General features: G+C 52.6%; 23 protein-coding genes and 1 pseudogene. 17 read left to right on the forward strand and 7 right to left on the reverse strand.

The features are described 5' to 3' along the window. The first annotated feature begins 64 nt into the window (after positions 1-64). Positions 65-1,687 carry an isovaleryl-CoA dehydrogenase gene (locus HV334_RS02360; RefSeq protein WP_047358896.1) on the forward strand — a complete coding sequence of 541 codons (1,623 nt, stop codon included), beginning with the start codon at positions 65-67 and terminating at the stop codon, positions 1,685-1,687. An 85-nt stretch (positions 1,688-1,772) separates the two neighbouring features. On the opposite strand, the gene yjfN is transcribed toward HV334_RS02360, so the two are convergent. Together yjfN and bsmA are read right to left on the reverse strand one after the other, a co-directional pair. Next, complete coding sequence (gene yjfN, locus HV334_RS02365; RefSeq protein WP_181221125.1) at positions 1,773-2,048, reverse strand: DUF1471 family protease activator YjfN; 276 nt, start codon at positions 2,046-2,048, stop codon at positions 1,773-1,775. A gap of 147 nt (positions 2,049-2,195) precedes the next feature. Beyond that, entirely contained in the window at positions 2,196-2,525 is a 330-nt protein-coding gene (gene bsmA, locus HV334_RS02370; RefSeq protein ID WP_181221126.1) for a biofilm peroxide resistance protein BsmA, read from the reverse strand. A gap of 181 nt (positions 2,526-2,706) precedes the next feature. On the opposite strand from bsmA, the gene yjfP reads away from it, so the two are divergent. Further along, positions 2,707-3,456 (forward strand): esterase, encoded by a 750-nt coding sequence (yjfP, locus tag HV334_RS02375; protein WP_049282115.1) that lies wholly within the window; start codon positions 2,707-2,709, stop codon positions 3,454-3,456. Here the strand turns inward: yjfP and ulaR are convergent. Beyond that, positions 3,453-4,208: an HTH-type transcriptional regulator UlaR gene (gene ulaR, locus HV334_RS02380; protein WP_016151423.1), complete on the reverse strand. Its 756-nt coding sequence runs from the start codon at positions 4,206-4,208 to the stop codon at positions 3,453-3,455. The two genes, yjfP and ulaR, sit on opposite strands and share 4 nt — an antisense overlap. Before the next feature lie 106 nt (positions 4,209-4,314). Further along, a complete protein-coding gene (ulaG, locus tag HV334_RS02385) occupies positions 4,315-5,379 on the reverse strand; it encodes an L-ascorbate 6-phosphate lactonase (protein ID WP_016151424.1) in 1,065 nt (354 codons plus the stop codon). Positions 5,380-5,746: 367 nt separating this feature from the next. Between ulaG and ulaA the strand changes: the two genes are divergently transcribed. Genes ulaA through HV334_RS02415 form a run of 6 tightly spaced genes read left to right on the forward strand, consistent with a single transcriptional unit; the run spans position 5,747 to position 10,157 of the window. Further along, on the forward strand, positions 5,747-7,144 hold the full coding sequence (gene ulaA / locus HV334_RS02390; RefSeq protein WP_181221841.1) for a PTS ascorbate transporter subunit IIC: 1,398 nt from the start codon (positions 5,747-5,749) through the stop codon (positions 7,142-7,144). A 15-nt stretch (positions 7,145-7,159) separates the two neighbouring features. Continuing rightward, entirely contained in the window at positions 7,160-7,465 is a 306-nt protein-coding gene (gene ulaB, locus HV334_RS02395) for a PTS ascorbate transporter subunit IIB (protein WP_016151426.1), read from the forward strand. An 11-nt stretch (positions 7,466-7,476) separates the two neighbouring features. Continuing rightward, positions 7,477-7,944 carry a PTS ascorbate transporter subunit IIA gene (ulaC, locus tag HV334_RS02400; protein WP_109017781.1) on the forward strand — a complete coding sequence of 156 codons (468 nt, stop codon included), beginning with the start codon at positions 7,477-7,479 and terminating at the stop codon, positions 7,942-7,944. Between the two features lie 12 nt (positions 7,945-7,956). Beyond that, positions 7,957-8,607 carry a 3-keto-L-gulonate-6-phosphate decarboxylase UlaD gene (gene ulaD, locus HV334_RS02405; RefSeq protein ID WP_046275837.1) on the forward strand — a complete coding sequence of 217 codons (651 nt, stop codon included), beginning with the start codon at positions 7,957-7,959 and terminating at the stop codon, positions 8,605-8,607. A gap of 9 nt (positions 8,608-8,616) precedes the next feature. Beyond that, a complete protein-coding gene (locus HV334_RS02410; protein ID WP_181221127.1) occupies positions 8,617-9,471 on the forward strand; it encodes an L-ribulose-5-phosphate 3-epimerase in 855 nt (284 codons plus the stop codon). Further along, a complete protein-coding gene (locus HV334_RS02415) occupies positions 9,471-10,157 on the forward strand; it encodes an L-ribulose-5-phosphate 4-epimerase (protein ID WP_153689797.1) in 687 nt (228 codons plus the stop codon). The genes HV334_RS02410 and HV334_RS02415 overlap by 1 nt, the downstream gene beginning before the upstream one ends. A 130-nt stretch (positions 10,158-10,287) precedes the next feature. On the opposite strand, the gene yjfY is transcribed toward HV334_RS02415, so the two are convergent. Continuing rightward, positions 10,288-10,563, reverse strand: a complete 276-nt coding sequence (gene yjfY / locus HV334_RS02420; protein ID WP_016155520.1) for a DUF1471 family protein YjfY — start codon at positions 10,561-10,563, stop codon at positions 10,288-10,290. 297 nt (positions 10,564-10,860) lie between these two features. Here yjfY and HV334_RS02425 point away from each other — a divergent pair, with 297 nt between their 5' ends. The 6 genes from HV334_RS02425 to HV334_RS02450 all read left to right on the forward strand — a co-directional run bounded on the left by HV334_RS02425 (position 10,861) and on the right by HV334_RS02450 (position 14,291). Next, complete coding sequence (locus tag HV334_RS02425) at positions 10,861-11,625, forward strand: TSUP family transporter (protein WP_016151432.1); 765 nt, start codon at positions 10,861-10,863, stop codon at positions 11,623-11,625. Positions 11,626-11,784: 159 nt separating this feature from the next. Then, the gene (rpsF, locus tag HV334_RS02430; RefSeq protein WP_016151433.1) at positions 11,785-12,180 is read left to right on the forward strand and encodes a 30S ribosomal protein S6; all 396 of its coding nucleotides are present in this window, start codon (positions 11,785-11,787) and stop codon (positions 12,178-12,180) included. Positions 12,181-12,186: 6 nt separating this feature from the next. Next, positions 12,187-12,501, forward strand: a complete 315-nt coding sequence (priB, locus tag HV334_RS02435; RefSeq protein ID WP_003025674.1) for a primosomal replication protein N — start codon at positions 12,187-12,189, stop codon at positions 12,499-12,501. Between the two features lie 4 nt (positions 12,502-12,505). Beyond that, positions 12,506-12,733, forward strand: coding sequence for a 30S ribosomal protein S18 (gene rpsR, locus HV334_RS02440; RefSeq protein ID WP_000135199.1), 228 nt, complete (start codon positions 12,506-12,508; stop codon positions 12,731-12,733). 41 nt (positions 12,734-12,774) lie between these two features. Then, entirely contained in the window at positions 12,775-13,224 is a 450-nt protein-coding gene (rplI, locus tag HV334_RS02445; protein WP_003025676.1) for a 50S ribosomal protein L9, read from the forward strand. 143 nt (positions 13,225-13,367) lie between these two features. After that, positions 13,368-14,291: a DMT family transporter gene (locus HV334_RS02450; protein ID WP_019078212.1), complete on the forward strand. Its 924-nt coding sequence runs from the start codon at positions 13,368-13,370 to the stop codon at positions 14,289-14,291. 54 nt (positions 14,292-14,345) lie between these two features. Here the strand turns inward: HV334_RS02450 and HV334_RS02455 are convergent, their stop codons facing one another. Then, positions 14,346-14,996: an OapA family protein gene (locus HV334_RS02455; RefSeq protein WP_016151435.1), complete on the reverse strand. Its 651-nt coding sequence runs from the start codon at positions 14,994-14,996 to the stop codon at positions 14,346-14,348. Between the two features lie 219 nt (positions 14,997-15,215). Here HV334_RS02455 and fklB point away from each other — a divergent pair, with 219 nt between their 5' ends. Then, complete coding sequence (gene fklB, locus HV334_RS02460; RefSeq protein ID WP_029139741.1) at positions 15,216-15,836, forward strand: FKBP-type peptidyl-prolyl cis-trans isomerase; 621 nt, start codon at positions 15,216-15,218, stop codon at positions 15,834-15,836. 309 nt (positions 15,837-16,145) lie between these two features. Further along, positions 16,146-17,555: a D-serine/D-alanine/glycine transporter gene (cycA, locus tag HV334_RS02465; RefSeq protein ID WP_181221128.1), complete on the forward strand. Its 1,410-nt coding sequence runs from the start codon at positions 16,146-16,148 to the stop codon at positions 17,553-17,555. 80 nt (positions 17,556-17,635) lie between these two features. Here cycA and ytfE read toward each other — a convergent pair whose 3' ends face one another. Beyond that, on the reverse strand, positions 17,636-18,298 hold the full coding sequence (gene ytfE / locus HV334_RS02470) for an iron-sulfur cluster repair protein YtfE (protein ID WP_049282112.1): 663 nt from the start codon (positions 18,296-18,298) through the stop codon (positions 17,636-17,638). Between the two features lie 244 nt (positions 18,299-18,542). Here ytfE and HV334_RS25450 point away from each other — a divergent pair. Next, positions 18,543-20,096 (forward strand): annotated as a pseudogene (locus HV334_RS25450) (methyl-accepting chemotaxis protein). The last annotated feature ends 56 nt before the right edge of the window (positions 20,097-20,152 follow it).

Raw genomic sequence — 20,152 nt, forward strand, 5'->3', positions numbered from 1 at the left:
TCCGTCGCGAATAATGTGGTTCTGACCATACTTAAGGTGACGGCCATTGACGGAGGGAGACACAATGCACTGGCAAACGCATACCGTTTTTAACCAACCTGTACCGCTCAATAACAGCAACTTATATCTGTCCGATGGCGCGCTGTGTGAAGCGGTTATCCGTGAAGGCGCTGGCTGGGATAGCGATCTTCTCGCCAGTATTGGTCAGCAACTAGGGACTGCCGAGTCGCTCGAGCTTGGCCGTCTGGCCAATGCTTTTCCACCCGAGTTGTTGCGCTACGACTCGCAGGGTCAGCGGCTGGATGATGTGCGTTTTCATCCTGCCTGGCATTTACTGATGCAGGGATTGTGCGCCAATCGCGTACATAATCTGGCCTGGGAAGAAGACGCGAGGCAGGGAACATTTGTCGCCCGGGCGGCCCGTTTCATGCTGCATGCTCAGGTGGAAGCGGGCACGTTGTGTCCGGTTACCATGACTTTTGCCGCCACGCCGTTGTTACTTCAGATGTTACCTGCCCCCTTTCACGACTGGTTTACGCCGCTGCTAAGCGACCGTTATGACTCGCATTTACTGCCCGGAGGGCAAAAGCGTGGGTTATTGATCGGCATGGGAATGACCGAGAAGCAGGGGGGGTCAGATGTGTTGAGCAATACCACTCAGGCAGAACGTCTTACAGACGGCTCGTATCGGCTGGTGGGACATAAGTGGTTTTTCTCCGTGCCGCAAAGCGATGCCCATCTGGTGCTGGCTCAGGCAAAGGGAGGTTTATCCTGCTTTTTTGTACCGCGATTTTTACCCGACGGGCAGCGTAATGCTATTCGTCTGGAGCGGCTGAAAGATAAGTTAGGCAATCGCTCCAACGCCAGCTGCGAGGTTGAATTCCATGATGCGATTGGCTGGCTATTGGGTGAAGAAGGGGAAGGTATACGTCATATCCTGAAAATGGGCGGGATGACGCGTTTTGACTGTGCGCTCGGCAGTCATGGCATGATGCGACGTGCTTTTTCCGTCGCGATTTACCATGCGCACCAGCGACAGGTTTTTGGCAAACCATTGATCGAACAACCGATGATGCGCCAGGTATTAGGTCGGATGGCGCTCCAACTGGAAGGTCAGACGGCGTTACTGTTCCGACTGGCGCGGGCCTGGGACCGTCGCGCTGATGCCCAAGAATCTCTGTGGGCCAGGTTGTTCACACCAGCAGCGAAATTCTCTGTTTGCAAGGCCGGTATGCCGTTTGTTGCAGAGGCGATGGAAGTGCTCGGCGGGATTGGCTACTGCGAGGAGAGTGAATTGCCGCGCCTGTATCGTGAGATGCCGGTAAACAGTATCTGGGAGGGCTCTGGCAACATTATGTGCCTCGATGTATTGCGGGTGCTGACAAAACAACCCGGCATATACGATATGCTCAGCGAAGCCTTTGCTGAGGTAAAAGGGCAAGACCGACATTACGATCGAAGGGTACGTCAACTACAGCAGCGTTTACGTAAACCCAGCGAGGAGTTGGGACGGGAGATTACACAGCAGCTTTTCCTGCTCGGTTGCGGGGCGCAGATGTTGCGCTATGCCTCTCCGCCAGTGGCGCAGGCCTGGTGTCAAATGATGCTCGATACGCGTGGTGGACTACGATTGTCCGAGCAGGTGCTGAACGACTTGCTCCTGCGGGCAACGGGGGGATTACGGTAATAATATGCCTGATGGCGACGCTGGCGCGCCTTATCATGCCTACATTCAATGTAGGCCGGATAAGTTTACGCCATCCGGCGATCTGTTAAGCATAGAGTATGGCCTGTACGCGCCAGTTGTCGGGCTGCTGGTCTTCGTACATCTGAATGATCCGATACCATGAGGCACCCTGTTCATCCGCTTTTAACGCGACTACTCGTTCTACATCCTGCGGATTCCCTGCAATGTTACTGACAGATATCAGGCCAATTTCGTTCAGGCCTGTAACGCAGTCAGCACTGGCGAACTCGGCAGACTGCGCCGTAGTAACTACCAGTCCGGCAGAAAGCAGCAGTGAGGATAAGGCAAGTGATTGTTTCATCGTCAGCTCCATTATTCGTACCCCTACACACGGCAGGGCATTCCATCGCGATCATAAACCTCAAGCTTCCTGCTGTTGGTTTATTGTGCACAGGTAAACGCATAGCGGCGCAAAGCAATGTAAAGCTGACTAAATTCCAACCCAATGTTATTTACGATACAAAATAGCCTGTGAATACCATTGGCCTGTCACGATGGTTTCATCCACTAATAAAACCACGTAGTAATCAGCTTTAGCTGCGACGGCTTTGTCACGGATCTCTGCCAGCACATCATCCGGAGAGCCTCTTACCAGTGCGCTGACCGTTCCTATTCGCTGTAACCCATTACTCTGGTCACGGCGGATCTCCTGCGGGTGGTCGGCAACGGGCGGTGCGGGTTGCGGCGTTCCCTGTAGCACGCTACAGGCGCTTAAAAGCATCACCAGCAATAAAGAGGCAAACCGACGCATAACTCTATCTCGTTTCCTGATAGCCATAGTGTAGTGCCTTATCAATTTCCCTTTAGGGGAATGTTCCCGAAGTGTTATCTCTCACGCGATTTTCGAATGAAAATGTTGCGAAAGCGTAACCCAGTTCTCAACATTATGAATCATTGCCGAACACATTCGCTTGCGTTAAGTATTGCTGCATGGCATACCAGAAAAAAAGAGGCGACAAATGATTGAAATTGAAACACGACAGTTGGCTGGTATCCCTGTCCTGCACGCCGTTCCGGCTGGTAAACGCGAGTGTTCACTCCCTTGCATTATTTTCTATCACGGGTTTACATCTTCAAGTCTGGTCTATAGCTATTTTGCCGTTGCTCTGGCTCAGGCCGGATTCCGGGTTGTCATGCCCGATGCGCCTGACCATGGTGCCCGCTTCAACGGTGATGCTCAGGAGCGAATGTTCCGCTTCTGGCATATATTGCAGCAAAGCATGCAGGAGTTTACGACGTTACGTGCGGCGCTGGTGGCGGAAAATTGGCTATCAGATGAAAGACTTGCTGTTGCGGGGGCGTCGATGGGAGGCATGACGGCGTTGGGCATTATGGCCCGCCATCCCGAGGTTAAATGTGTAGCCAGCCTGATGGGTTCGGGCTATTTTACCCGTCTTGCACAAACGCTTTTTCCCCCTTTACGGGTCCAGACGCCAGAGCAGCAGGCAGAGTTCGATGCCGTTATCGCACCGCTCGCCGAATGGGACGTTACGCATCAGCTACAACGCCTGGCCGACAGACCGTTGCTGTTGTGGCATGGACAGGAGGACGATGTGGTGCCCGCGGTTGAAACCTTCCGCTTACAGCAGGCGCTGATTCAGGCAGGGCTGGATAACAATTTAACCTGCCTGTGGGAAGCGGGCGTGCGCCACCGCATCACGCCAGAGGCGCTGGCAGCGACGGTAACGTTTTTTCGCCAGCACCTTTAAACGCGCACGATGCTTACGCCCTGAGCTTCAAGTTGTTGCAGAATCTCAGGGTTAGCATTTTTGCCGGTAATGAGCATATCGATTTGATCGGCGCGACTGAACAGCATCCCCGCGCGTTCACCGACCTTACTGCTATCGACCAGCACCACCAGTTTACCCACTACGTTAAGCATCTTCTGCTCAGCCATCGCGGTTAGCATATCGGTTTTATACAGTCCGTCCGCGGTCAACCCTTTACCGCTGGTAAACATCCAGTGTCCGGCATACAGGCTATTTTCGCTGCCTTGCGGACTAAGCGTGATGGACTGGCTTTTGTTGTATTGCCCTCCCATGATGATCACGCTGTCATGCTCCTGGTCGATCAGATAGTTCGCCAGCGGCAGATAATTGGTGATGATCTGCACCGGCTTGCCGCACATTTCACGACCAAGCAGGAAGGCGGTTGATCCGCAGTTGATCACCACGCTTTCACCCGCATTTACAAGCTGGGATGCTGCCTTGGCAATACGAACTTTTTCATCGTGGTTCTGCGCCTGATGCAGATTCATAGGTGTCCAGCGCGGACGTTGCTGGGTGATGGCTTCTGCGCCATTGCGGACTTTCTTGAGTTTGCCGCTTTCGTCGAGTTTATTGATGTCCCGGCGTGCTGTGGCTGGTGAAATCCCCAGACGCTCAATCACGTTCTCAACGGTAACAAAGCCCAACTGCGCCAGCATATCCAGCAATATTTGATGTCTTTGTGCTTCAGTCATGAGCTATTCCGATACAAATTGATTTGAAAAGATGATATTTGAAATAGCCTGGAAATACTAAAGTAAATGGGAAAAAATGCCGGAATAGCCCGGCATTTTGTAGGGGTCACAAGAAGGATTTAAACGGCAGATCCGGTTCAATCGTGAAGCAGTCATCAAAGCCGCGCGGATAGTGATATTCAAAGTTATCTTTGTCCAACGGCCAGGTGAACTTACCGCCCACCTGCCAGATAAACGGCTTAAAGCCATACTTCAGTCGATCTTTTTTCATCTCCCACAGTACGCGGATCTCCTGAGGGTCGGCCTGGAAGTTTGACCAGATGTCATGATGGAAAGGGATCACCACTTTCGTATTCAACGCTTCCGCCATGCGCAGCATGTCGGAGCTGGTCATTTTGTCCGTAATCCCGCGCGGATTCTCACCATAGGAACCGAGCGCAACGTCGATCTGGTGCTCGTTGCCATGCTTTGCGTAGTAGTTAGAGTAGTGCGAGTCTCCGCTGTGGTACAGCGTTCCGCCCGGTGTTTTGAACAGGTAGTTTACCGCACGTGCATCCATACCATCCGGCAGCACACCTGCCGCTTTTTGATCGGCAGGTAGCGTGATTAATGCCGTACGATCAAACGCGTCAAGCGCATGAATTTCAATATCTTTCACTTTCACCACATCGCCTGGTTTTACCACGATGCAGCGCTCTTTTGGCACACCCCAACCGATCCACAGATCCACACAGGTTTGCGGCCCGATAAATGGCACGTCATCGGCGCAGTTTTGCATGACGGCGGCCGCGACATTCACGTCGATGTGATCGTTATGATCGTGTGTCGCCAGCACCGCATCGATCTGTCGAATTGCAAACGGATCAAGAACAAACGGCGTGGTGCGCAGGTTTGGCTGCAGTTTCTTCACCCCAGCCATGCGTTGCATCTGGTGGCCGGTTTTCATTAGCGGGTTACCGTGACTCTGTTTACCCGTCCCGCACCAGAAATCGACGCAGATGTTCGTCCCGCCTTCCGACTTCAGCCAGATGCCGGTACAGCCAAGCCACCACATAGCGAATGTGCCCGGGGCGACCTGCTCCTGTTCGATCTCTTCATTCAGCCAACTTCCCCACTCCGGGAATGTGCTCAGGATCCATGATTCACGCGTGATGCTTTTTACTTTACTCATCGCATTTACCTTCATATTTATTCAGATTAAGTCAATTTATGATTTGTTTTGATTGATATTGACAGCATTTTTTCAAGAAGGCAATGCATTGATTTTTGGTGTTCAGCGGGGAAATGTGAGCAAATCACAGCGTGACAGGATGGTTTACTTGAGTGTTTGTTTTGTATTTTATTGTTTTAATAGAGTTTATTTTGGAAACGATGAATTAGAAGTAAAGCCACTCTGCAAGTGTGTGAATTATTTGCGTACTGCATCACATTTAATCAAATTCAATCTTGTTGTGATTATTTTTGAAAACTAGAGTGAGGGCACAACATCCTGGGCATCTGTAATGAATGTTCAGCAACTTCGTCTACTGGAGATCGTTATGGAGATCCTCTACAACATCTTTACCGTCTTTTTTAATCAGGTTATGACCAACGCGCCCTTGCTGTTGGGTATTGTGACCTGTCTTGGTTACATCCTGCTGCGTAAAAGCGTCAGCGTTATTATCAAAGGCACGATCAAAACGATTATCGGTTTTATGTTGCTGCAAGCGGGATCGGGCATTCTGACCAGCACGTTTAAACCGGTGGTGGCAAAGATGTCCGAAGTTTACGGTATCAATGGTGCGATTTCCGATACCTATGCCTCCATGATGGCAACCATCGAACGTATGGGCGATGCCTATAGTTGGGTGGGTTATGCGGTGTTGTTGGCGCTGGCGCTGAATATTTGTTACGTACTGCTACGGCGTATTACCGGCATTCGCACCATCATGTTGACCGGCCACATAATGTTCCAGCAGGCGGGCCTGATTGCCGTCTCTCTCTACATCTTTGGTTACCCGATGTGGACCACCATCATCTGCACCGCGGTGCTGGTGTCCCTCTACTGGGGCATTACTTCCAATATGATGTACAAGCCGACGCAGGAAGTGACCGACGGCTGCGGTTTCTCCATCGGTCACCAGCAGCAGTTCGCTTCATGGATTGCCTACAAAGTCGCGCCTTATCTGGGTAAGAAAGAGGAGAGTGTTGAAGATCTGAAGCTGCCGGGCTGGCTGAATATCTTCCATGACAACATCGTTTCTACCGCGATTGTTATGACCCTCTTCTTCGGCGCGATCCTGCTCTCTTTCGGCATTGATGTAGTTCAGGCGATGGCGGGTAAAACTCACTGGACGGTCTATATCCTGCAGACCGGTTTTTCGTTTGCCGTCGCTATTTTCATCATCACTCAGGGCGTACGTATGTTCGTTGCTGAGCTTTCAGAAGCGTTCAACGGTATCTCTCAACGTCTGATCCCGGGTGCAGTGCTGGCTATCGACTGCGCGGCGATTTATAGCTTTGCGCCCAACGCGGTGGTCTGGGGCTTTATGTGGGGCACCATCGGCCAACTGATTGCGGTGGGCATCCTGGTGGGTTGCGGCTCTTCTATTCTGATTATCCCTGGCTTTATTCCGATGTTCTTCTCGAACGCGACTATCGGCGTGTTTGCTAACCACTTTGGCGGCTGGCGCGCGGCGCTCAAGATTTGCCTGGTGATGGGGATGATCGAAATCTTCGGCTGCGTCTGGGCGGTGAAGCTCACCGGGATGAGCGCCTGGATGGGCATGGCGGACTGGTCAATTCTGGCGCCGCCGATGATGCAGGGCTTTGCCACCATCGGCATCGTGTTTATGGCCGTCATTATTCTGATTGCACTGGCTTATATGTTTTTCGCAGGACGCACCTTGCGCGCTGAGGAAGACGCAGAAAAACAACTGGCAGAACACTCTGCTTAATAAGGAGTTCCGATTATGACCGTACGTATTTTGGCTGTATGTGGCAATGGGCAGGGGAGTTCCATGATCATGAAGATGAAGGTGGATCAGTTTTTAACCCAGTCAAATATTGACCATACGGTAAACAGTTGCGCAGTAGGTGAATACAAAAGTGAACTGAGCGGCGCGGATATCATCATCGCTTCTACCCATATCGCCGGTGAGATTACCGTATCGGGCAATAAATATGTTGTTGGCGTACGCAACATGCTGTCTCCCGCCGATTTTGGACCAAAACTGCTGGAAGTGATCAACGCGCATTTCCCTCAGGACGTGAAGTAAGGAGGCGGCCTATGAAATTACGTGATTCGCTGGCAGACAATGACGCCATCCTTTTACAGGCCGAGGCCAGTTCCTGGCAGGAAGCGGTAAAGCTGAGCGTGGATCTGCTGGTTAAGGCTGATGTGGTTGAACCACGCTACTACCAGGCCATCCTCGACGGAGTCGAACAGTTCGGCCCGTATTTCGTGATTGCGCCCGGCCTGGCGATGCCGCACGGCCGTCCGGAGGAAGGGGTTAAGAAAACCGGTTTTGCGCTGGTGACGCTGAAAACACCGCTGGTGTTTAACCACGAAGATAACGACCCGGTCGACATCCTGATCACCATGGCGGCAGTAGACGCCAACACACATCAGGAAGTCGGCATCATGCAGATCGTGAATCTTTTTGACGACGAAGCCAATTTCGACCGTTTACGTGCCTGCCGTACCGCGCAGGAAGTGCTGGATTTAATTGATAACGCCACTGCGGCGGCTGTTTAAAAGGATACCAAAATGTCATTACCTATGTTGCAGGTTGCGCTGGATAACCAATCAATGTCTTCCGCCTATGAAACGACGCGTCTGATTGCCGAAGAGGTCGATATCATTGAGGTGGGCACGATTCTTTGCGTGGCAGAGGGGGTGCGCGCCGTACGCGATCTGAAGGCGCTTTATCCGCATAAAATTGTGCTGGCGGATGCCAAAATCGCCGACGCGGGTAAAATCCTCTCGCGCATGTGTTTCGAAGCCAATGCTGACTGGGTTACCGTCATCTGCTGCGCGGATATCAATACCACCAGGGGGGCGCTGGAGGTGGCGAAAGAATTTAACGGCGACGTGCAGATTGAACTGACTGGTTACTGGACCTGGGAGCAGGCGCAGGAGTGGCGTGACGCGGGCATTGGGCAAGTGGTATATCACCGCAGCCGTGACGCGCAGGCGGCGGGTGTGGCATGGGGAGAGGCAGATATCAGCGCCATCAAACGCCTTTCTGATATGGGCTTTAAGGTCACCGTCACCGGCGGCCTGGCGCTGGAGGATTTGCCGCTGTTCCAGGGGATCCCTATCCACGTCTTTATTGCCGGACGCAGCATTCGCGATGCCGCCTCTCCGGTAGACGCTGCGCGTCAGTTCAAACGTTCCATCGCCCAACTGTGGGGATAAGGAGCGACTATGTTGTCGAAACAGGTCCCGCTCGGTATCTATGAAAAAGCGCTCCCCGGCGGGGAGTGCTGGCTGGAACGCTTGCAGCTGGCGAAGGAACTGGGCTTTGATTTTGTTGAAATATCGGTTGATGAAACCGACGATCGCCTGGCGCGTCTTGACTGGCGCCGCGAGCAGCGACTGGCGCTGGTGGCCGCTATCGCCGAGACAGGGATACGCGTACCGTCCATGTGCCTGAGCGCTCATCGTCGTTTCCCGCTTGGCAGTGAAGATGATGCGGTGCGCGAACAGGGGCTGGAGATCTTGCGTAAAGCCATTCAGTTTGCGCAGGATATCGGTATTCGCGTTATTCAACTGGCGGGTTACGACGTCTATTACCAGCAGGCCAATAACGAAACGCGTCGTCGGTTTCGCGATGGGCTGAAAGAGAGCGTGGAGATGGCGAGCCGCGCGCAGGTGACGCTGGCGATGGAAATCATGGATTATCCGCTGATGAATTCGATCAGCAAGGCACTGGGTTATGCCCACTATCTCAACAATCCGTGGTTCCAGTTGTATCCCGATATTGGCAATTTGTCGGCGTGGGATAACGACGTGCAGATGGAGCTGCAGGCTGGGATGGGTCATATCGTTGCCGTACACGTGAAGGATACCAAACCCGGTGTATTCAAAAATGTGCCGTTTGGTGAAGGGGTTGTTGAGTTCGAACGTTGTTTTGCGACGCTCAAACAGAGTGGGTACTGCGGACCATACCTGATTGAGATGTGGAGTGAAACGTCGGACGACCCGGCACGTGAAGTCGCGAAGGCGCGCGACTGGGTGAAGGCGCGAATGGCCAGCGCAGGTCTGGTGGAGGCGGTGTAATGCAAAAACTTAAACAGCAGGTTTTTGAGGCCAATATGGATTTGCCGCGCTACGGGCTGGTGACGTTCACCTGGGGGAACGTCAGCGCCATTGACCGCGAGCGCGGGCTGGTGGTGATTAAGCCTAGCGGCGTCGACTACCAAACGATGCAGGTAGATGACATGGTGGTTGTGGATCTGGCCGGCAACGTAGTGGAAGGGCGCTATCGTCCTTCTTCTGATACCGCCACCCATCTGGTGCTGTATCGCCGCTATTCTTCTCTCGGCGGCGTGGTGCACACCCACTCAACCCACGCGACGGCATGGGCGCAGGCGGGTCTGGCAATTCCCTCGTTCGGCACGACGCATGCGGATTACTTCTTTGGCGATATTCCCTGCACCAGGGCGTTAACTGAAGCTGAAGTTCAGGGCGAGTATGAGCTAAATACCGGCAAGGTGATTGTCGAAACGCTGGGGGAGGTGGAACCTTTGCATACGCCTGGCGTAGTGGTGTACCAGCATGGCCCGTTTGCCTGGGGCAAGGATGCTCACGACGCGGTACATAACGCCGTGGTAATGGAGGAAGTGGCAAAAATGGCATGGATTGCGCGTGGTATTAATCCGGCTCTTAGCCCCATCGACAGCTATCTGATGAATAAGCATTTCATGCGTAAGCACGGCCCAGACGCCTATTACGGACAGAAGTAACGACTAAGTCCTGGAGCCCAATCATTCAGGGGATGTTATCGATCTGGTTTCGGGACTTTGTTGCAAAAAAAGCCCCCTGTTATGGGGGCAAATTAAACTGCGGCAATGTTCTCGTTGGTTATTTCTGGTGCTAGCGGTAAATATCTGCACTGGCGTGCATATTTCCGTTACTACCGGGTTCCCTGGTGAGGATCACGTGGTAGTAGGTTGCGCCTTGCGCATCGGTCTCTTCATTCAGGGCCTGAGTGGCTTCACTTTCAGTGGCGAAGTTATGATTTATGTAAATGACGCCTAAGCTCTGCACATCATCCATATTCCTGGCCTGATGATTGTCAATTTTGATGGCTGCCGTTGCATTTGCACTAAGCAAAAGCATAGCCAGAAGGGTCAAAACACGGGCTCGCATATGTACCTCCTCGACTGCGGTCTCTGGTTGCCTCTCTCCTGTGAGTGATTAGCTTCTGATGTAATTTTAACCGTTACCGGCGCAGTCGATAGCGACCATTTCTGATGCAGTTGTTCAAAAAATTACCGCATGACCATCTTTTCTTTTATTAACAGGCCGCCGGTGTGTACCGCGCGGTGAAAAATACCTGTCTTTCGCGCATAAGCACTTACCAAATAGTCAATTTAATCGGGTGAGTACGCCGTTTATAGTGAGCCGGATAATTAATATAACTTTATGATAATAAGGCAAAAACTTATGGATACTTCATTCATGGATTTCAGCTACTTTGTGATTATGTTTATGGTCGCGCTGGTGGCAGGCTTTATTAACGTGGTGTCGGGCGGCGGTGGTTTTCTCTCGATTGGCGCACTGTTAATTTCTGGTTTACCCCCGGCGAATGCGCTGGCAACCAATAAAATTCAGGCGCTGGGCAGCTCGCTGACCTCCGGGATTTATTTTTTACGCCGGGGGCATATCAACGTGCAGGAGCACAAGTATGTGTTTTTATCTGCCTTTATCGGTTCTGCGATGGGAACGACGCTTATCCAGTTCATTGAACCGGAACTGCTGAAGAAACTGCTCCCGATCCTGATTATCGCGGTCGCCATCTACTTTATTTTTGCGCCAAATCTCAGCGAACCGAAAAGAAAGCAGCAGGTATCCCTGTTTCTCTTCTCGTTGATCGGCGGGGGATGCATTGGTTTTTATGACGGCTTTCTCGGTGCCGGGGCTGGCTCCTTTTATACCCTCAGCTATATCCTGCTGTGGGGATACAGCATCGATAAGGCGCAAATTCACTCGAATTTTATTAACCTGGCGTCCAACATCGCCTCGATATTGTTCTTCATTTTTGGCGGTAAAATGATCTGGTCGCTGGGGCTGGTGATGTTTGCCGGGCAGTCCCTCGGCGCACGTCTTGGCGCGACGGTCGTACTAACGCGCGGCAAGAAAGTTATCCGACCCATGATTGTCATTGTCTCCATTTGCATCAGCGTCAAAATGCTGCTGGATATGTATTAATGGCGACACGATAAATAATCGTACAATTACCTTGAGTTTAGTGGCAGGCGCCAGTATTATGACGCGTCAATTTTTCAGCCGACCTTTAACACGTTCCTTGCCTCCCCGGGCCTCGGCTGACCCAGACAGGAGGCTGAATAATCCGTAAGGAGCAATTCGATGCGTCATTACGAAATCGTTTTTATGGTCCATCCTGACCAGAGCGAACAGGTTCCGGGTATGATCGAACGCTACACTGCTGCCATCACTGGTGCAGAAGGCACGATCCACCGTCTGGAAGACTGGGGCCGCCGTCAGCTGGCTTACCCGATCAACAAACTGCACAAAGCTCACTACGTTCTGCTGAACGTTGAAGCGCCGCAGGAAGTGATCGATGAGCTGGAAACTACCTTCCGCTTCAACGATGCCGTTATCCGCAGCATGGTTATGCGTACTAAACACGCTGTTACCGAAGCATCTCCGATGGTTAAAGCGAAAGACGAGCGTCGTGAACGTCGCGATGATTTCGCTAACGAAACCGCAGATGATGCTGAAGCTGGGGATTCTGAAGAGTAATTTCTGATGACCAACCGTCTGGCGTTGTCCGGCACCGTGTGCAGGGCTCCCCTTCGAAAGGTCAGTCCATCAGGAATTCCTCATTGCCAGTTCGTGCTTGAGCATCGTTCTGTGCAGGAGGAAGCCGGGTTTCACCGGCAGGCGTGGTGCCAAATGCCCGTTATTATTAGCGGACACGAAAACCAGGCCATTACTCACAGTATAACGGTCGGTAGCGCAGTGACCGTTCAGGGGTTCATCTCTTGCCACAAGGCAAAGAACGGCCTGAGCAAAATGGTTCTGCATGCCGAGCAGATTGAATTGATAGATTCTGGAGACTAGCCATATGGCACGTTATTTCCGTCGTCGCAAGTTCTGCCGTTTCACCGCGGAAGGCGTTCAAGAGATCGACTATAAAGATATCGCTACGCTGAAAAACTACATCACCGAAAGCGGTAAGATTGTCCCAAGCCGTATCACCGGTACCCGTGCAAAATACCAGCGTCAGCTGGCTCGCGCTATCAAACGCGCTCGCTACCTGTCCCTGCTGCCGTACACTGATCGTCATCAGTAATCGGTCACGGTCCATTAATACGACTTTGAGAGGATAAGGTAATGCAAGTTATTCTGCTTGATAAAGTAGCAAACCTGGGTAGCCTGGGTGATCAGGTTAACGTTAAAGCGGGCTATGCTCGTAACTTCCTGGTACCACAGGGTAAAGCTGTTCCTGCTACCAAGAAAAACGTTGAATTTTTCGAAGCGCGTCGCGCTGAGCTGGAAGCTAAACTGGCTGACGTTCTGTCCGCTGCTGAAGCTCGTGCTGAGAAAATCAACGCACTGGAAACCGTAACCATCGCGTCTAAAGCTGGCGACGAAGGTAAACTGTTCGGTTCCATCGGTACTCGCGACATCGCTGACGCTGTAACTGCAGCTGGCGTTGAAGTAGCTAAGAGCGAAGTTCGTCTGCCGAACGGCGTTCTGCGTACCACTGGTGAGCACGAAGTGAGCTTCCAGGTTCACAGCGAAGTGTTTGCTAAGCTGACTGTAAACGTAGTTGCAGAATAAGTTTTTATTCTGATTACCGCGTAAAAGCGCCGGCCTTGTGTCGGCGTTTTGCTTTCCTGTTCCCTCCGCTTTTCGCTCTGGCTATTCTTTATCCTTTTCGGGATAATCATAAAAATAAAACATTATTTCAAAGTGGTGATGGAATGGAACCAACGCACCAACCTCTGTTTGCGCGTAAAAATGTTGTCTACCTGAGCGCAGCGTTCTGCTGTCTGCTGTGGGGGAGCGCCTATCCGGCGATCAAAAGCGGATATGAGATCTTCCAGATTGCCACGGATGACATTCCTTCAAAAATTGTCTTTGCCGGCTATCGCTTCCTGTTTGCTGGATTATTGCTGCTATTGCTGGCGGTGGCGCAGCGTAAACCGATTGGCCGGTTAAGCCCGCGTCAGTACGGTCAGCTCACGCTGTTGGGACTGACGCAAACCTCGCTGCAATACATCTTCTTCTATATTGGCCTGGCGTTCACGACGGGGGTCAAAGGGTCGATCATGAACGCGACCGGCACCTTCTTCAGCGTGCTGCTGGCCCATTTTATCTATCAGAACGACAAGCTGAGCTACAACAAAGTGCTGGGCTGTATCCTGGGTTTTACCGGCGTAATGGTGGTGAACTTTAGCAGCGGACTGGATTTTAGCTTCAGCCTGTTAGGGGACGGTTCAGTGGTGATGGCGGCCTTTATTCTTTCTGCCGCCACGTTATACGGTAAACGCATTTCTCAGACGGTAGACCCGACGGTAATGACAGGATATCAGTTGGGTGTCGGCGGTCTGGCGCTGGTTATCGGCGGCTACGCTTTTGGTGGCACGCTGACCGTACACGGTGCGTCTTCAGTGGCGATTCTGGGCTACCTGACGTTACTCTCTTCGGTCGCTTTTGCGTTATGGAGTATTCTGCTCAAGCATAACCGCGTGGGGATGATTGCGCCGTTTAACTTCCTGATCCCGGTTTCGGGGGCGGTTCTGTCGGCGATATTCCTCGGCGAAAACATTCTCGAATGGAAATATGCGCTGGCGCTGGTGCTGGTCTGTTCCGGGATCTGGTGGGTGAACAAGGTGAAGCGCTGACGCTTCACCTTGATGTCTGATGCGCTGTGTTTATCAGGTCTACAGGTGTGCTGGTTAACGGGCGCGAATAAAACTGCCGTTAGGTTGTCGAGTAAACAGTACCTGCTGACCATTACCGGTATCAATGGTTAATCCCGTTACCACGCCGTTGGCATTCTGCCTGATTTGTACCATCTGGCCGTCTTTCAGGTTGCTCAGCGGTTTTCCGGCACCTTCAACCTGCGCCATTGCGTATACATCGGTTGGCGGGAGGTTATGGTCACGGAATACCTGCGCCAGCGTTTTGCCCGAGTCTACGCGATAGGAGCGCCACTGCTGCTCAATTCCACTATCCTGTTGGAAAGGTTGCGTCTGCGGCTGAGATTGCTGAGCCTGCGGCTGCGCGTCTGGTTCTCCTTCCTGGATTGGCTCAGGCGCAAGCGGAGCGACCTGGCCCGGATCGTTTTGCGGGGCGACCAACTGTGCCTGCAGTTGAGCTTCGGTCGGCGGCTGCGACTGTGACTGTAAATCCAGCTGGGCAGTACGCGTAACCACAGGGGCATCGCTGGTGTCACTGGAGGGCAGCAGGAAGCCTATCACCAGCACGATAGCAGCAATTATAATGCCGCGTCGGTGCATAGGCGGTAGCGGATCCATAATGCGAAAATTGTCCGGTGCATGCCAGATTTTCGCCAGGGTTGGTTTTAATTCAAAGCGCCCGGGCATGGCTTTCCTCCTGCTCCGCGTCTCGTTCCTCGATCATAGAGTATAGATGGCTAATGCTATGATGTTCGTCATATTACCCGCTTTCGTGACGTCAACGCGGGGTATTCCTATTGTTTATGTTTCCTCGCGATTTGTCATCTGTTCCCGAGACAAAGTTTTACCGGATGCGGCATGGCTGATATGCTGCCCGCTACTTTACATCCGATGAAAGGAAATATGATGGCTAACCCGACTTTTGACACTATCGAAGCGCAAGCAAGCTACGGCATTGGTTTGCAGGTAGGACAACAGCTGAGTGAATCCGGACTGGAAGGACTGTTGCCTGAAGCGCTGGTAGCGGGTATCGCTGACGCGCTGGAAGGTAAGCACCCGGCAGTGCCGGTTGATGTTGTGCATCGCGCACTGCGTGAAATCCACGAACGCGCTGATGCAGTACGTCGCGAGCGTTTCCAGGCTATGGCGGCTGATGGCGTCAAATATCTGGAAGAAAACCGTGAGAAAGACGGTGTGAACAGCACTGAATCCGGTTTGCAGTTCCGTGTGCTGACTCAGGGCGAAGGTGCTATTCCAGCGCGTACTGACCGCGTTCGCGTGCACTACACCGGTAAACTGATCGACGGTACCGTGTTTGACAGCTCTGTCGCACGCGGCGAACCGGCTGAATTCCCGGTTAACGGCGTGATCCCAGGCTGGATTGAAGCGCTGACCCTGATGCCGGTAGGTTCCAAATGGGAACTGACTATTCCTCAGGAACTGGCTTACGGCGAGCGTGGCGCTGGCGCGTCCATTCCTCCGTTCAGCACGCTGGTGTTCGACGTTGAGCTGCTTGAGATCCTGTAAGCAGTGACTTCTGTTCCCTCCGAGGCCGGGGGGAACAAAAAAATAGCGTGAAAAGCTATAGTTACGTGGTTGTCGATATTTTATTTTGCAAATGCCTCGTTAGCGTGTATTTTTGTGAGCTGATTCGCGCTATCAGAGTGATATGACACTCACTTTAAACATTAAATTAACATTATATCTAAATCTTAGTATTCATCCCGCCAATTCTTACCTAATATCGATGAGTCCTGATAATCAGGAACGTCGTATCATAGACACACTAAAGGCCGTAGAGCCTGAACAACACAGACAGGTACAGGAAGAAAAAACATGGTAGATCAGGTAAAAGTCGACGCCGCTGAAGAGGCTTCGTCTGAACAGTCGCTACGGCGCAATCTCACAAACCGTCATATTCAACTTATTGCCATTGGTGGTGCTATTGGTACCGGCCTGTTTATGGGCTCTGGTAAAACCATCAGCCTCGCCGGACCGTCGATCATCTTTGTGTATATGATTATCGGTTTTATGCTGTTTTTCGTGATGCGTGCAATGGGTGAATTGCTGCTCTCGAATCTGGAGTACAAATCTTTTAGTGATTTCGCCTCTGATCTGCTCGGGCCATGGGCCGGGTATTTTACCGGCTGGACTTACTGGTTCTGCTGGGTTGTTACCGGGATGGCAGACGTTGTCGCCATTACGGCGTATGCGCAATTCTGGTTCCCCGAACTTTCAGACTGGGTCGCCTCGCTGGCGGTGATCGTGCTGCTGCTGAGCCTCAACCTTGCCACTGTAAAAATGTTCGGTGAGATGGAGTTCTGGTTTGCGATGATCAAAATCGTCGCCATCATCGGCCTGATTGTCGTTGGTCTGGTGATGGTGTTGACGCACTTCCAGTCGCCAACCGGCGTTCAGGCATCGTTCACGCATCTGTGGAATGACGGTGGCTGGTTCCCGAAAGGTCTGAGCGGCTTCTTTGCTGGCTTCCAGATAGCCGTGTTCGCGTTTGTGGGTATTGAGCTGGTGGGAACGACCGCAGCGGAAACCAAGGACCCGGAGAAATCTCTACCGCGCGCCATTAACTCGATTCCGATCCGTATCATCATGTTCTACGTTTTTGCGCTGATCGTGATTATGTCCGTAACACCGTGGAGCTCGGTAGTGCCAACCAAGAGCCCATTCGTTGAACTGTTTGTGCTGGTCGGTCTGCCTGCCGCGGCGAGCCTGATCAACTTTGTGGTGCTGACTTCAGCTGCCTCTTCCGCAAATAGTGGCGTGTTCTCTACCAGCCGTATGCTGTTCGGCCTGGCACAGGAAGGCGTAGCGCCTAAAGCGTTTGCCAAACTGTCTAAACGCGCAGTTCCGGCGAAAGGTTTAACCTTCTCCTGTATCTGTCTGCTGGGCGGCGTGGTGATGCTTTACGTGAACCCGAGCGTGATTGGCGCGTTCACCATGATCACTACCGTGTCGGCGATTCTGTTCATGTTCGTCTGGACCATCATTCTTTGCTCGTACCTGGTGTACCGCAAGCAGCGTCCGCACCTGCATGAAAAATCAATCTACAAGATGCCGCTAGGCAAGCTGATGTGCTGGATATGTATGGCGTTCTTCGTCTTCGTACTGGTACTGCTGACGCTGGAAGATGATACCCGCCAGGCGCTGATCGTGACGCCGCTGTGGTTCATCGCGCTGGGTCTGGGTTGGTTGTTTATCGGTAAGAAACGTATGGCAGGTATGCGTTAATTTTAGTGCCCGGTAGCGCGATGCTTACCGGGCCTGAATTCCGTAGGCCGGATTCGCGTTAGCGCTATCCGGCGATATCTTTACTCCCCGGCGAGAGCTCGCGGGAACAACACATTATTTTCCAGACTGATGTGTTCCATCAAGTCGTCGATCATCTCGTTAATGCCGTTATACATGGCTTTCCAGGTGGTGCAGGCTTCTGGCGGCGGCGTCACGTTATGGGTGATGTGTTTGATCACTTCGACCAGTTCACCGGCATCGTCATGTTCGCTTTCCATCACGCTGATTGGTCCCATCGCCTGGCTACCCATGCCCTGTTTGATCATCGGGAACAGGATCTGCTCTTCTTTCACCATATGGCTGGATAGCTCTTCATGCAGCATGGTCAGGTTTTTCGCCAGACCGCGTGGTACGTTCGGTTTGTCTGCGTGAACGCGTTCAACTTTCGTGGCCTGCAGGATCAGTTCCGGTAGCTGTTCGCGGTGTCTGTCGTGATAACGCACGATGATATGATCGATGATTTCAGCCAGTGCCACGGTACGCCAGTCTTTCTCCAGCGGCTGTTCAGCCAACTGCGCGAGCTGTGCCTCAATAACGTCTAAATCCAGCTCTTTACGCGCAGCAGCGCGTGCCAGCGTTTGCTTACCGCCGCAGCAGTAATCCATATCGTATTTACGAAACAGGGCCGAAGCGCGAGGAATAGAGAGCGCCAGTTCACCTAAAGGTTGATCGCGATAAGACATTGCCGTTACCTCATTCTCAATAATATAAGATGTATTTTAAATGCAACTTATGGCGAAGGATATAACCCTTTCGGGGTGGGGTGTTTTGTGATGAATCTCACGAAAATTTCTTGTTTCGTTAAGGTGCTGAATCTTATTAGAAAGGAGAGGGATGGCGAAAAAAGCCGCGCGACAGGATTAAATAAGCGCACGCCGCTGCCGATAGTTAGACCTCAGACAATACCTGCATAATAAAAGGCTACAGATGTTTAAACGAATCAAAGTGATAACCCTACTTATCACCGTGTTACTCGCCCTGGGCGCGATGCAGCTCATCTCCGCGGGCGTCTTTATTGGCGCGCTCAATAACGATAAGCAAAACTTTAACGTCTCTCAGCTTTCCAGCCAGAACGTGGCCGAGTTTACCGATGCGTGGATTAGCCTGAACCAGGCTCGCGTCACGCTCAACCGGGGCATGTTGCGTTTACAGGGAACGATGGCCAGCGAGATTAACGGCGGTCAGTTGAAGGAACTGGTGAACACGGCAAATCGCCTGTTGGCCGAATCGAAAGAGCATTACGATAAATACTACGCCCTGCCGGAAACACCGGGGCTTGATGAACATCTGGCCGATCGACTGGAAGAGCAGTACGGCATCTATTCTGCGACGCTGGCTAAAATGAACGCGCTGCTGGCTGAAGGTAAGCTGGAAGAGATGTTCAAGCAGAATGCCGAGCAAAAGCAAACGGCCATGCAGGAAGTCTATCGGGAATGGCGTAGCGCGCAAACGGCGCTGGCCACTGCCGGAGTGCAGGACAATGAGAGTGATTACCAGAAGATAATCTGGCTGCTGTCTGCCGTGATGCTGATTGTTGTCACCGTGATTATCGCCAGCTGGCTGGCGATGCAGCGAGTGCTGCTCAAGCCTCTCCACTAAGTGATGGGGCATATTCGCCACATTGCTGCGGGTGATTTGACGCACAGCATCAACGCCGATGGCAGCAATGAGATGGCGCTGCTGGCAGTCAACGTTCGCGACATGCAGCAGGCGCTGGCGAACACAGTCAGCGTGGTGCGTGACGGGGCTGACACCATCTATACCGGCGCAGGTGAAATTGCCGCCGGCAGTAACGATCTCTCTTCACGTACCGAGCAGCAGGCCGCCTCTCTGGAAGAGACTGCTGCCAGCATGGAACAACTCACCGCTACCGTGAAACAGAACGCGGATAACGCGCGTCAGGCGACCAGTCTGGCAAAAAATGCCTCACAGACGGCGCAGAAAGGCGGAACCGTGGTTGATGGCGTGGTGCGTACGATGGATGAAATCGCCACCAGTTCCAGCAAAATCGCGCAAATTACCAATGTTATCGACGGCATTGCCTTCCAGACTAATATTCTGGCGCTGAACGCGGCAGTAGAAGCGGCGCGTGCGGGCGAGCAGGGGCGCGGGTTTGCCGTGGTCGCTGGCGAGGTCCGTACACTGGCACAGCGTAGCGCTCAGGCGGCGAAAGAGATTAAGGCGCTGATTGATGACTCGGGGAATCGGGTAAATGCTGGTACGGCGCTGGTGCATGAAGCGGGTGAAACGATGGCGGAAATTGTGAGCGCCGTGACCCGTGTGACCGACATCATGGGCGAGATAGCCTCGGCCTCTGATGAACAGAGCCGGGGTATCGATCAGGTAGGTCAGGCGGTTGCCGAGATGGATCGCGTGACGCAGCAAAACGCCTCGCTGGTGGAGGAGTCCGCTTCCGCCGCCGCCGCGCTCGAAGAGCAGGCAGCACGACTGAATCAGACCGTAGCGGTGTTTAAAGTTTAACGTCTACTCCGGCCTACAAAATAATACCTTGTAGGTCGGATTAGCGCAGCGCCGTC

It is taken from the genome of Citrobacter sp. RHBSTW-00944 (assembly GCF_013615435.1).
GTDB classification, from domain to species: Bacteria; Pseudomonadota; Gammaproteobacteria; order Enterobacterales; family Enterobacteriaceae; genus Citrobacter; species Citrobacter braakii.